At 37.2% G+C, this 13,148-nt stretch carries 13 protein-coding genes, 2 pseudogenes and 1 riboswitch; of the genes and pseudogenes, 4 read left to right on the top strand and 11 right to left on the bottom strand.

The window, feature by feature from the left end:
- Positions 1 to 113 precede the first annotated feature (113 nt).
- Positions 114 to 1,031: a nuclease-related domain-containing protein gene (locus J416_RS10390; RefSeq protein WP_003470757.1), complete on the bottom strand. Its 918-nt coding sequence runs from the start codon at positions 1,029 to 1,031 to the stop codon at positions 114 to 116.
- A gap of 134 nt (positions 1,032 to 1,165) precedes the next feature.
- Positions 1,166 to 1,315, top strand: a riboswitch (FMN riboswitch).
- A gap of 133 nt (positions 1,316 to 1,448) precedes the next feature.
- On the opposite strand from J416_RS10390, the gene ribD reads away from it, so the two are divergent.
- Genes ribD through ribH form a run of 4 tightly spaced genes read left to right on the top strand, consistent with a single transcriptional unit; the run spans position 1,449 to position 4,885 of the window.
- Complete coding sequence (gene ribD / locus J416_RS10395) at positions 1,449 to 2,537, top strand: bifunctional diaminohydroxyphosphoribosylaminopyrimidine deaminase/5-amino-6-(5-phosphoribosylamino)uracil reductase RibD (protein WP_003470771.1); 1,089 nt, start codon at positions 1,449 to 1,451, stop codon at positions 2,535 to 2,537.
- On the top strand, positions 2,537 to 3,181 hold the full coding sequence (gene ribE / locus J416_RS10400) for a riboflavin synthase (RefSeq protein WP_003470774.1): 645 nt from the start codon (positions 2,537 to 2,539) through the stop codon (positions 3,179 to 3,181). Before ribD ends, ribE begins: the two co-directional genes overlap by 1 nt.
- Positions 3,182 to 3,195: 14 nt before the next feature.
- Positions 3,196 to 4,416 (top strand): bifunctional 3,4-dihydroxy-2-butanone-4-phosphate synthase/GTP cyclohydrolase II, encoded by a 1,221-nt coding sequence (locus J416_RS10405; protein WP_003470775.1) that lies wholly within the window; start codon positions 3,196 to 3,198, stop codon positions 4,414 to 4,416.
- A gap of 1 nt (position 4,417) precedes the next feature.
- Positions 4,418 to 4,885: a 6,7-dimethyl-8-ribityllumazine synthase gene (gene ribH, locus J416_RS10410; protein ID WP_003470778.1), complete on the top strand. Its 468-nt coding sequence runs from the start codon at positions 4,418 to 4,420 to the stop codon at positions 4,883 to 4,885.
- A 52-nt stretch (positions 4,886 to 4,937) separates the two neighbouring features.
- Here the strand turns inward: ribH and J416_RS10415 are convergent, their stop codons facing one another.
- From J416_RS10415 to J416_RS16270, 10 genes and pseudogenes are all read right to left on the bottom strand, one after another.
- Positions 4,938 to 5,426 (bottom strand): glutathione peroxidase, encoded by a 489-nt coding sequence (locus J416_RS10415; protein WP_003470781.1) that lies wholly within the window; start codon positions 5,424 to 5,426, stop codon positions 4,938 to 4,940.
- A gap of 267 nt (positions 5,427 to 5,693) precedes the next feature.
- Entirely contained in the window at positions 5,694 to 6,785 is a 1,092-nt protein-coding gene (locus tag J416_RS10420) for a serine hydrolase (RefSeq protein ID WP_003470784.1), read from the bottom strand.
- Positions 6,785 to 8,128, bottom strand: a complete 1,344-nt coding sequence (locus J416_RS10425; RefSeq protein ID WP_003470787.1) for a DCC1-like thiol-disulfide oxidoreductase family protein — start codon at positions 8,126 to 8,128, stop codon at positions 6,785 to 6,787. The genes J416_RS10420 and J416_RS10425 overlap by 1 nt, the downstream gene beginning before the upstream one ends.
- Before the next feature lie 179 nt (positions 8,129 to 8,307).
- Positions 8,308 to 8,997 (bottom strand): DUF5819 family protein, encoded by a 690-nt coding sequence (locus tag J416_RS10430; RefSeq protein ID WP_003470789.1) that lies wholly within the window; start codon positions 8,995 to 8,997, stop codon positions 8,308 to 8,310.
- A gap of 85 nt (positions 8,998 to 9,082) precedes the next feature.
- The gene (locus tag J416_RS10435; RefSeq protein ID WP_003470793.1) at positions 9,083 to 9,361 is read right to left on the bottom strand and encodes a hypothetical protein; all 279 of its coding nucleotides are present in this window, start codon (positions 9,359 to 9,361) and stop codon (positions 9,083 to 9,085) included.
- A gap of 291 nt (positions 9,362 to 9,652) precedes the next feature.
- Positions 9,653 to 10,000 carry a hypothetical protein gene (locus J416_RS16775; protein WP_476701402.1) on the bottom strand — a complete coding sequence of 116 codons (348 nt, stop codon included), beginning with the start codon at positions 9,998 to 10,000 and terminating at the stop codon, positions 9,653 to 9,655.
- Positions 9,974 to 10,626, bottom strand: a pseudogene (gene trhO, locus J416_RS10440) (oxygen-dependent tRNA uridine(34) hydroxylase TrhO); the annotation flags it as partial. The gene J416_RS16775 and the pseudogene trhO, both read right to left, overlap by 27 nt.
- 111 nt (positions 10,627 to 10,737) lie before the next feature.
- The gene (locus J416_RS10445; RefSeq protein WP_003470797.1) at positions 10,738 to 11,628 is read right to left on the bottom strand and encodes an NAD(P)-dependent oxidoreductase; all 891 of its coding nucleotides are present in this window, start codon (positions 11,626 to 11,628) and stop codon (positions 10,738 to 10,740) included.
- A gap of 163 nt (positions 11,629 to 11,791) precedes the next feature.
- Positions 11,792 to 12,214 (bottom strand): S1C family serine protease, encoded by a 423-nt coding sequence (locus J416_RS16265; RefSeq protein WP_003470798.1) that lies wholly within the window; start codon positions 12,212 to 12,214, stop codon positions 11,792 to 11,794.
- Positions 12,203 to 13,047, bottom strand: a pseudogene (locus tag J416_RS16270) (S1C family serine protease); the annotation flags it as partial. The pseudogene J416_RS16270 and the gene J416_RS16265, both read right to left, overlap by 12 nt.
- Between the last annotated feature and the right edge of the window lie 101 nt (positions 13,048 to 13,148).

Below are 13,148 nucleotides of genomic sequence, written 5' to 3' on the forward strand. Positions count from 1 at the left end.
CATGAAGGCAGAAAATCGATATCGAAGCCGGAAAAAGTGTCTTCATGATACCGATGAAAGAAATAAATCAGATGTAGGCGAAAGGATTGCCGTCGTGCTTATTCACAAAGCTACTACTGATAATACGTCCATTGACGCACACCTACTTTTTCAAAATGTTTATTCAAAACGTTGCGGATAGTTCGTTTAGATTCAACGATGTGGCACCAGTGATGGATCGTATTCGTTGTTAATGGATCATGTGGAAAAAGCAATTGAAATTCTCTTATATTTCGTAAAATCGCATGTTCTACTAGTTCCTCCCAGCCGCATTTTTTACAAAGGCAATATTTTCTGTTGACTTGAATCGAATGTAAATATCGACATTTTTGGCAACGAATACCTTTGCGCAAGTGATCATAGTGAACATCTGGTCGTGATTGAAAAGGATTTTTTTCCATATGCAGTGAAGATAATTTTTTTGCTAATGTGTAATGTTTGGCAGTCAGTTGTGCATTCATGCGGTTCATATGATGGAAATAGCGTTGGAGTTGCGATGGTAAGAGAATCGGTTTGTTGAGTGGTGCTTGAAAGAGCGTGAATTCGGGGTTAACAAAAACAACGCGCGAATGAAGTGGAAGAGAGAAACCAAGCTGTTGGGAAAGTTGTCGAAGGTGAGATTCTGTTCGTTCTAATTGTGTTAATGGATTACTCTTTTCTTGATGGGGTTCGTAGCGCATACGTTGGAAAAATCGATCATGATCAAAAAAATACTCTCCTTCGTAATTTTTAACTTCATAAAGGTGGACACAATCAGGCATGATGATAAGAGAATCGACTTGAACAAGTGAATGATTGACGTTGAACAATAAGTCACTTAAGACGAGGCAGTCACAAGTTAATCCTTTTAACCACTGATCAAATTGAAGTTCGCCTTCATAGCCTTTCTGTTGATTGTGATAACGGCGTTTTTCTTGTTTCGTACATTCCTTTCGTCCATGTAAGGCTTCAAACTGCATCAGTTCAAGGGGCTTTATTCGAGGTTTGTACAAAAAATCACATCCTTTTTGATTGAGGAGTAAATGAGGGTTATCTATATTATAATCGGCGTTTGAATGAAAGTACAGGCTAATTGATTGCGCATGAAAAAAAACTTCTATATAATACGGATAGAATCAAATAAAACTGATTCCTTTGGGGCAGGGTGTAATTCCCGACCGACGGTAATAAGCGTTATAGCTTAAAGTCCGTGACCCGGATCGCCACGAGTGGTGTGAAGGTGGATTTGGTGAGAGGCCAAAACCGACAGTAATAGTCTGGATGGGAAAAGGAATGCGGAACGATTGTACTGATTTTGTATAAAAAATCAGCGTGTTTTGCGTTGCACATATAACCATCATGCCCTAGGAATATCCAATCCTAGGGTTTTTTATGTTGCTCTTCTTCATACAACGGAAGGGTGTGATTCAATGAAAACGAAAAAAGAGTGGATGGATCTTGCATTAACACTTGCCGAAGCAACAACATCTCAAACGAATCCAAATCCTTCGGTGGGAGCGGTGGTCGTTAAAGATGGTGAACTTCTAGGGGTTGGCACCCATTTAAAATCGGGTGAGCCGCATGCAGAAGTACACGCGCTCAAGCAAGCAGGAGAAAAGGCCGTGGGTGCCGATATTTATGTCACGTTAGAGCCGTGCGCCCATTATGGGAAGACACCGCCATGCGCTGAATTAATTGTCGAAAAAGGAATAAAACATGCTTACATTGCTTGTGTGGACCCGAATCCTAAAGTGGCAGGCAAGGGCATTCACATGTTAAAAAATGCAGGCATTTCTGTAGAAGTCGGTATATTGGAACAACGTGCGTTATCAGTAAATCGTGCATTTTTTCATACCATGCGTCATCATCGTCCTTTTGTCACATTAAAAGCAGCGATGACACTGGATGGAAAAACAGCGACAGCTACTGGTGACAGTAAGTGGGTAACGGATGAAGAAGCAAGGATTGATGTGCATAAAGAGCGTCATAAGCATGATGCGATTTTAGTAGGTCGCCGTACCGTAGAAAAGGATAATCCGCAGTTGACGACCCGTTTGCCCCAAGGCGGGAAAAATCCGATTCGTATCATACTGGATACACAGCTCGCGCTACATGATGATTATGCCGTTTTTGACACAGCTGCACAGACGTGGATAGTTTGTGGTACACGAGCCGACATAACTTCTTTTCACGAAAAACATCCACATGTCACCGTCATTCAAATGGAGAGTGACTCAATCCAAGTGCCGAATATGTTAACGCGTTTAGCGGAACGAGGTATTCAATCGCTTTATGTCGAAGGTGGAGGCACGATTCACGAAGCATTTATTAAAGAAAACGTATGTGATGAATGTCATTGGTATATTGCACCTAAGCTATTAACAGGACAAGATGCACGTTCGGTAGTTGGTGGTCAATCACCACAATGGATGTACGAGGCAGAGGAACTTACATTTGAAGATTTTTACCAAGTGGGCCCTGATATCAAAGTCATTGCCCGACCAAAGGAGGAACGTTAATGTTTACCGGTATTGTTGAAGAAAAAGGACGAATCAAAGAACTCAACCAAACCAATCAAGCGCTTGTGATGAAGATACACGGACCGAAAGTGACCGAAGACATATCGATCGGAGATAGTATTTCCGTGAACGGCGTTTGTTTAACAGCGACTGATTTCGGACAAGATTGGTTTTCAGTTGATGTGATTCCAGAGACATTTCGCGCTTCTTCTCTCGCTCGATTAACGGTTCATTCTGAGGTCAATTTAGAACGGGCGATGCATGCCAACGGTCGATTTGGTGGGCATTTTGTTTCAGGTCATGTGGATGCAGTAGGAACGATTGAGAAGACTTGGACCGAAGATAATGCTAAATATATAGAAATCTCAGCGCCAGAAACGCGCTATATGACGTTAAAAGGGTCAGTAGCCGTTGATGGGACCTCGTTAACGGTGTTTGGTGTAACGGATCACTCATTTACGATTTCATTAATTCCCGAGACGCAAGAAGCAACCGTGTTAGGTCAAAAACAAACTGGTGATATTGTAAATATGGAGTATGACATGTTGGCGAAATATATGGAACGTTTATTACAAGCGGATGATCATGAAAGCAACAATGCAGGAATGACAGCAGAAAAGCTGCGCGAGAACGGCTTTGGATGAGGGGGCATCAACAAGTGAAACATACAGTGGAACAAGCAATTGAAGACTTAAAACAAGGAAAAATCATTATTGTTGTCGATGATGAGGATCGAGAGAATGAGGGTGACTTTTTAGCGTTAGCTGAACATGTGTCACCAGAAGTGATTAATTTTATGGCGAAAGAAGGAAGAGGTCTCATCTGCACCCCAATGGCCCAGAGCTATGCTGATCGCTTTCAATTAGGATCAATGGTGGCGAATAACACGGACGCTCATGAGACGAATTTTACCGTTAGCATTGATTATCATACGACACATACAGGAATTAGCGCACACGAACGCGCGTTAACGATTGAAAAATTATTAGATGAAACAACCACCACACATGATTTTAAAAAACCGGGACATGTTTTTCCGTTAGTAGCAAAAGATGCTGGTGTCTTAGAACGCTCCGGGCATACAGAAGCATCGGTTGATTTGGCGAGGTTAGCTGGTGCAAAACCTGTTTCGATTATATGTGAAATTATGAATGAAGATGGGACCATGGCCCGTCAACCGGATTTAGAAGAAATCGCTGAAACACATGATATGGCTATGGTTTCGATACAAGATATTATCCGCTACCGGAAAATTTACGACAAGTTAATTACAAAGGAAGCGGAAGTCACTCTGCCGACTGCACACGGCGATTTTAATCTTGTAGCTTATACGGAAAAATATACAGGTAAAGAACATATCGCTTTGTATAAAGGTGATTTAACACCTGAAGAGCCAACTTTAGTACGCGTGCACTCCGAATGTTTAACAGGGGATGCATTTGGTTCTGAAAGATGTGACTGTGGCCCGCAATTAGAAAAAGCATTAGAAGAGATTGAAAAAGCAGGGCGAGGCGTATTAGTGTATATGCGACAAGAAGGCCGTGGCATCGGTTTGATTAATAAAATGAAAGCTTATCAATTACAGGAACAGGGGTATGACACAGTAGAAGCCAATCATCAACTCGGTTTTCCTGACGATTTACGAGATTATGCGATTAGTGTACAAATTTTACGCAACCTCGGTGTTGGAAAAATTGAGCTGCTAACGAATAATCCGCGCAAACTATCGAGTATTGAAGAGTATGGCTTAGAACTCATTGACCGTAAGGCAATTGAAATACCAGCCAATCGTAACAATGAAACGTATTTGCGCACGAAGGTAAGCAAATTAGATCATTTACTACATGTAGACGAGAATCAAGATGGGGGAGGAATATAAAATGGGAAACACATTTGAAGGAAATTTTGTTGGAACGGGTTTGAAAGTCGGAATTGTAGCCGGCCGATTTAATGAATTTATTACGGGAAAACTTGTAGAAGGCGCACAAGACGCGTTGAAACGTCACGGTGTGGCAACAGATGATGTTGATATTGCTTGGGTGCCGGGATCATTTGAAATACCGCTAGCTGCCCAAAAAATGGCTGCATCGAAAAAATACGATGCGGTGATTACGCTAGGGACGGTCATTCGTGGCTCAACACCTCACTTTGATTATGTGAGTGGTGAGGTCTCCAAAGGTGTTTCTAATGTCGCGATGGAAACAGGATTACCTGTTATTTTTGGCGTGTTGACGACAGATACGATCGAACAAGCTATTGAACGTGCTGGTACGAAAGCAGGTAATAAAGGCGCAGAAGCAGCAGTTTCCGCTATTGAAATGGCTAATCTGTTAAATAATATCGGCTAACCTAATAGAAGTCGCTAAGGCAGCACAGAATAAGGCATACTTCATCGTATCCTTACTCTGGCTGCTTTTTTAGTAAGTCTTGAATATCTGATTCCATCTTTTCAGGCTCGGTTTTGGGGGCATAGCGCTTGACGACTTTTCCTTCTTGATCGATTAAAAATTTAGTAAAGTTCCATTTAATTTGATCGGATACAATGCCAGATGCTTGTTTGGTTAAGTACTGAAACAGCGGATGAGCGTTTTTTCCACGAACATCAATTTTGGCAAACATCGGAAAGCTAACACCATAATTCACTTTACAAAATTCTTCTGCATCATTGCTAGAACCCGGTTCTTGATTCATGAATTGGTTGCAAGGAAATCCGAGAATTTCTAAACCTTGATCATGGTACTTCTCATAAAGCTTTTGCAACCCATCAAATTGAGGGGTGAAACCGCATTTGCTCGCGGTATTGACGATTACTAATACGTTTCCCTCAAAGTCATGTAACGACATGTCATCCCCATTGTTCTTTTCGACTTGAAAATCATAGACAGACATGTAATCGCCTCCTTTATCATTATTATCTGCAAAACCCTGGTTAATGCGATTTTATTCAATTTCCATAATTAATCATTATTGCTAAAATTAAATTCACTGATATCGTATTTCTTTTTCATATATAATGTTTGTCTATAATAGAAATATTTTTGTTCTGACTCATTCATGTATATTAGATGGTTGATATAAAGTAGTATAAGGAAAACGTATTTATATTATCTGCAAAAAAGAGAGGACTATTTTACTTTCACTATATCACAGGAATTATTAATGTGTGGACATCGATAATTCCGTTTTTACTCTTTCCCTAAACTGATCATCTTTAGCAACATTTAATATGAATTGGTTAAAAATCCCTCGTATCCAATATAAATCTTCACTTTTATTATCTTGTATAAACAAGCTAACAGAGATATTACTATCCTGCGTTTCTCTATACAAAGCAGACGTTAACACAAATAATGTAGCCCCTCCTTTATACCAAAAATATCGGTCATTACCCTGTTTAGTAGATTCACCGAGTACGATGTCACTGAATAGTTTTTTTTCCTTTTTATTTAATAAATCATTGCCGATTCTGTATAAAAGATCGCAATATTCTTTTGTTGTGGATGATGGTAACCGATTATTAATCAAAAGTTGCATTTTTTTATTAAGCATTTTTGGTGCATGTTGTTTGAGTTGATTAACATTGCTTGTTTTCATGTGTTGAAAAATGTCTTTGGATATCTTGTGGTAAACATCATTATTCATAGAATTTAACTTTTCCCACGCAATTTTTCTTTTATTTGACAAATACCCAGGAATCAAAAGAGTCGGTGTAAGGTAGTTTAATTTACTATGCTTGTGCATCTGTAATATTTCTATAGAGTTATTAATTTTATCTAAACCTATTCTATTAATTAAAAAATCGGTACAAGCATTTGAACTAAACTTCATCATACCTTTTGCTATATCTAGAAGAGACACATATTCTGGAAAATCTATGGACTCTTTCCACTGGATATGTGCGCCACCATCAGTATTCGGGATATACAAACAATCTACGTCACTTAATTTAACTTCATCATTAAGGTCTGTTTCACCATTATTTACTTGTTTTACTAAGCAATAGGCTATAACTATTTTTACAGTACTAGCCAGAGGAAAAGTTTGATGGGTATTTATTGATAGCGTATCTTTTCCGTTTTCTTTTATATTTATAGAGATACGACTCTTATGTTCTATTAAATATTTTAACAAATCATACTTGTCTTTTCTTAATGACCTATTATACATTATTCTGACTACGAAGAGTAGTATTACAATAGCTATTATAGCTATTGAAAGTACCACTAAAGTGGTTATAAGAACGTTCATTATTTTTTCCCCCTTTTTGTACTAACTAGACAGGATTCAGAATTACAATAATGAGAAGAAAGTAAATTTCTCCTTTTTGCTATAAAATTATAAGTTATATTCCCCATACCTACCCATTTGAAAAGATAAAGGATAGGAAGCAAAAACCAAAGGGGAACAAGATGTTTCGTAACTTCTATAAATGCATCAAATCCACTTTTAACTTTATTGGATTTAATAGTTATACTATGCATTCTTTCCTCTAAATTTTCAGGGTAAATATCCCATTTTTTTATATTATTGTAATTTCTGAAATTAATAAGGCTGATTAGCCTAAACCAATCAAGTTGCTTCAGTCTACGCACAGTTGTTAAGCAAAAACTGCATTCCCCATCATAAAACACGCAAATCTTTTGATTTGGTATGTATCTTTTTGAAAATTTTCTTGTATGTTTAAAAAATAATATCTTTAGTTTTCTTACTTTTGTATATAACTGTTTATATTCCGTATTTGTAAATAATATTGCTTCAACAGAAATCATAATTAATGAAAATGTATATAATTGCATTCCAATGGCAATCCCTATATGGAACAAGCACATTATTGGAATAATGACTAATTTTGACCTCTTATTGAAAATTAGAAATACAAATGCATACTTTATGAAAATACTGATATAAGTTAATAGAACACTTAAATACACAAAATTTGTTGATAAATTTTCTAACAAAGGTGAAGACATGGTTTTAACTTGAGATATATAGTAAATTGCAGTTCCAGTTGCCCAAGTTTCCCCCATAAGCTGATAAGTTGCCGATATAAAATAAACCAGTATCATTTGACCAATTATAAAAAATACAGCAAAATTATGGAAAATCACACAAGCATTTTTATAAAAAGTGTTTATGCCTAATCCTTTTTTATATTTGTTCTTCTGAGTTGAACTAACAGAAAAGTATTTTGTACAATTTGTAAATACCATGAAAAAAAGTACTATGACCATTAAATTATCTCCACCATCACCAATATGGTAAAAACGTGCATAAAGTGAATAATAAAAGATAAAATTAATTATATTAATGAGGCGTGATTTTATACCTATAGTGTATAAAAAGGCTAATATAATCCCAGTATTATACATTATATCAAAAAATATTAATGAATCTGACAAATTGTATAGTGATATGGAATTTTTATCAAAGGTGTGATATCCATGATCTGTAAATAAAAAATGACGTTGGCTAAATAATACTACATAGTTATATAGTATTATCAGTCCGAAGGAAACTCTTAATAAGCTCGTTCCTATTGTAAAACGCTCAGTTGAAAAAAAGTTGACTATACTTTCGCTATATTTATACATCGACTTGCCCCCTTTTAAAGTTAGAATTGATACTAGAGATTAAACCTAAATCGAAAATTTATTATGTTTAATACGTTTTGAATTCTAAAATGAAAATTGGTGGGAGATTTACATGTTTCTTTAATTATATTGTATTTAGGTAATGTGCAAGATCTATAGTGGAGTTTGGCAATAATAGTTTACATAGATGCGATATCACTTAGTTTTTTCCATTTATATGTATTACTAAATGTTATTTGTTTTGAAAAATTATCATTGTTTCGTTCTGAATATGGAATTGTATTATATGCTATTATTTTAATTCTAATGTATCTGTCATTTTTATAATGATTATTTATAAAAGAATTAGCATAGTAAGATGCAAATTTATAAAGATCCCTTTCTCCTATATCTATTGAATTTTCCTTCACATTTGTAAAAGCATTTATAATAGGGTCTTCTTCCTTTTCATTTTCTTCTAAATTGTGTATATACTTAGACACTAGATCTTCTGTGTAATTAGATCCTGTTACATCAGCAAATATTCCATCTATTAACCTAACTGTTCTATTATAAGGTGTTATTAATTTAGTGTTATTATTGTCTATGAAAAATTTAGTAATATCAATCCAGTTATCATCCCTCTTTTCAGACTCATTGTTAGAAGTTTGAATATAAATTCTAACATTCCTGTTAACAGGATCTGGTGCAAATAAATGCCAGTTTTGACTAAAAACTGTAGAAGTATATTTGCTAGTGATTGTTTTAAAGTCAGCTGAAATAGGATTAATAGGACCTGCAGACATAATGATTAGTGAATAATGAATGACAAAAAAAACGGAAAGTGCCGTTATCAATCCTAATAAAAGCCATCTATTTATCTGTTTCATAACTTTTTATCCTTTCTTCTTACTGTTTGTTATCTGTTTAGAAAAGAAATAAACGCACTAATAAGGTGCGTTTATTTCTTTTCTCTTACCTATCAAACGCTGAATCAAGGTCGTGAAAGTCTAAACCTTTACTTGATGTACTTGCAAGGCCACCATTATCAAGGAACATTTTTGTTGCTTCTTTTCCCCAAAACTTAAGACCGTTTGCCAAAGCTGCGAATTTTACCTCAGCACCATTATCATTAATAGTTGTTGTCTCTCGTAAAGAAGTAGTTTCTGCGGTAAAATCATCTGAGGAGTTATGGGAATAAAATCCAATTCCGGCGAAGATCAAAACTAAAGCTGAAATAAGCAATTTTTTCATCAAATTCACCTCCTTTCTAAAAAATTGAATTAATAATCTAAAATTTTATAGTATAATAATAGAATTTATTCCTTAAAATGTCAAGTATAATAATAGAATTTATTCCTTAAAATGTAAAGTATAAATAATGTTGATTTTGGAGGAATATGAGCATCATTTATTATTTGGAATTCATCGGATGTTCTTTCGTGATTTTGGGGTTGTAATTGGTGTAAAAAGTTTCCTGATTTAAAAGAAATTAAAAAGCATGTTACTTCAGGTTTGAATGAAGTAACATGCTTTTTGTTTCATTTATTGCGTAACGCCATCTTCTTCTTCGATGCGTTGTAATTTTGCATCTATATCTTCTTGCGTGAGGTTTTGCTCTGCGATATATAGATTACGCGGGTGAACACGACATTCATGTGTACAGCCTCGCATATATTTATGCTCATTTTCTTCAGAACAGAGAATTTGTTTATTGCAATCTGGATTGGCGCAATTAACATAACGTTCACAAGGTTCACCGTCAAAATAATCTCTTCCGACGACAACATGCTCTTTCTGATTGACAGGGACAGAAATACGCTCATCAAATACATACAGTTGCCCGTCCCAAAGTTCGCCTTGTACTTCTGGGTCTTTACCGTATGTGACAATGCCACCTTGCAACTGACCAACATCTTCAGCGATTCCTTGCTCTTTTAGCCAGCCAGAGAATTTCTCACAACGAATGCCGCCTGTACAATACGTGAGAACTTTCTTTCCTTCTAATTTTTCTTTATTTTCTTCTACCCATTCAGGTAATTCGCGAAAAGTCTCGATATCAGGACGAATTGCACCGCGGAAATGCCCTAAGTCATATTCGAAATCATTGCGTGCATCCAATACGACGGTATCTTCCTCTTGCATGGCTTCATAAAATTCTCTCGGTGTCAGATATTTTCCTGTTTGTTCGTTTGGATCAATATCCTCTTCTAAACGCAATGTAACGATTTCTGGGCGTGGTCGCACATGCATTTTCTTAAAAGCGTGACCGTCTGCTTCATCGACTTTAAACGGCATATCAGCAAAACGAGGATCGTTATGCATCGCTTCCATGTACTTATTCGTTTGTTCCACTGTACCAGAAACCGTGCCGTTAAGCCTTCATGTGCCACTAAAATACGTCCCTTTAACCCTAAATCATTACAGAATTGAAGGTGCTCTTCCGCGAAGCCTTCCGGGTCATCCAATTCGACATACTTATAGTACAATAAGACTTGATACTTCTCTTTCTCTTCCATTTTTCATACCACCTATCCATTCATATTTGCAAGATATAAATGTGTGTAGGTTGGGATTGAACATACATTGTCTCTTGCAAGCACTTATTATAACAAGCGGATCAAGAGAAATCAATCTCGATGTCTAACGTTCGTTTGATACCATTTAATCAACGCTTGGGTTCCAGAATCAGCTTCCCCACGTTTCTCTAATTCTTGGTATAATTCTAGTGAAAGTTCGAGTCCTGGGGTAAGGAGTCCCATTCTTTTCGCCGAAGATAGGGCAATCGTCATATCTTTAATAAAATGTTTAATATAAAAGCCGGGTCTGTCATCGCCTTCTGTCATACGTGGGGCAAGATTACGTAAAGACCAGCTACCAGCAGCTCCTTGTGATATGCTTTCTAATACGCTTGATGGGTCTAGTCCTGATTTCTTAGCATACATAATGGCTTCACTCACGCCGATCATGTTGGACGCAATCGTGATTTGATTGGCCATTTTGGTGTGTTGTCCAGCCCCCGCTTCTCCTTGGCGAATGACATTTGATCCGAGTCGATTAAAAATCGGAAGCATCGCTTGATAATCATCCTGTTGACCGCCGACCATGATTGTTAACGAACCGTTCTTTGCGCCAACATCTCCACCTGATACAGGTGCATCTAAACTGTGTAACCCTTTTTCTTTTCCTTTTTGAGCAATTGTTTCGGCAAGCATTGGATCAGAAGTTGTCATATCAATAAGATAGCTACCCGTCTTTGCCTGTTCAATAATGCCTTTTTCCCCGAAGTACACTTCTTCAACATCACTCGGAAATCCGACAATTGTAATGATGACATCTGAATCAGTCGCAATCTCTTTTACGGAATCTTTCCAATTTGCTCCTGCTGTTACTAATGCTTGTGCCTTTGATTTTGTGCGCGTATATACGTTGACAGTGTAACCTGCGTCTAATAAATGTTGACACATGCTTTTTCCCATTACGCCTGTTCCAATAAAACCGATCGTTGTAGCTTGAGTCATTTCAACTCCCCCTTGTGTCCTATAAGAAAATTGGTCGAATCGTTGAAGGTAAATGCTACGATTAGCTTATCAAAAAATATATCACTTTCATACACCGATGCTACGTTTGTAAATAAAAAGAACCGGCCATTTTCTGACTGGTCCTTGTGAAATCTATCTATCTTTAAAGATTACCTTGTTCTGAGAGGGTGAGTGAAGTGGTTTGTTCTTGTCCTTCACGATAATAGGTAACCTCGATTTGTTCGCCAACTTCTGTTTCATTATACAGATGTTTTTTCAATTCAAGCATGGATGAAATGTTCGTGCCGCTAATTTTAGTGATCACGTCATATTGTTGTAGTCCTGCATTTTCTGCTGGAGAAGAAGCCTCAACTTGGGCGACAACAATGCCGTTTTCGACATTTTCATCAAGCTGTAACGTTTCTTGTAATTCTCGTTCTGGAACCGATGATAAGTTGACGGCACTGATGCCCATAAATGGTCGTGTGACTTCGCCTTCGGTTTCTAATTGTTCGATAATCGGTTTGGCATCATCAATTGGTATGGCAAAACCAATACCTTCAACCGATTCTAGCGCAATTTTCATAGAATTAATGCCAACGACTTCACCACTCGCATTGACTAACGCTCCGCCACTGTTACCAGGTTGATGGCTGCGTCCGTTTGAATGACTTCCGTTGTCCAATCGGGTTGACTGTCACCATTTAAATCAACATTGACTGAACGTTCTAGGCCGCTAATAATTCCTTTGGTTACTGATCCAGCAAATTTTGTGCCTAATGGGTTACCAATCGCAATCGCTGTATCGCCAACGCCTAGATCAGCTGATGAACCAAGTGGTGCCACCGCATCTACTTGATCGGAAGGGATACGTAATACAGCAAGATCGGTTAATTGGTCACTACCTAAAAGTTTAGCAGTAATATGCTCTTCATTGGGTAAAATGACCTCTAACTCTTGTGCACCTTCCACGACATGGTGGTTGGTCACTACATAAGCATAATCGCCTTCTTTTTTATAAATGACACCAGATCCAGTGCCTTGTCCTTCTGATTGTTCCCAAAGGCTTGTTTGTTGAATGTTGGATACACCAACAACTGCGTCAGATACAGATTGAATGGCTTCGTTTTGCGATACGGATGATTCGCCATCGCTATTGACGTTAGCGGTTTGTACGACATCTTCTCCTTGATCAATTTCCGTTTGGGTATCTTCTGATTGATCTTGGTTCGTTGCCGATTCTCCATCTTGGTTGTTAAAAAAAGCAAGAAAAATTCCAGCGCTAAATAACGCAACGATGAGCCCACCTGCTAAACCACTAATAAACATGGATATCATATTTCTATTAGATTTTGATTGTTTCGCTTGAGAAGAAGTTGTTTCTTGTGTTTGCTGATCTTGTGGATCAAATTCACTCATTATTTATCACACCTTTCTTTGATGATCTACTTTTAGTTTACCCAGCAGATTTGGTAGATTAACGTGATAATTGTAAAAAAACTGTGTAAAAATTCCTTTTC

The organism is Gracilibacillus halophilus YIM-C55.5 (assembly GCF_000359605.1).
Taxonomy (GTDB): domain Bacteria; phylum Bacillota; class Bacilli; order Bacillales; family Amphibacillaceae; genus Gracilibacillus; species Gracilibacillus halophilus.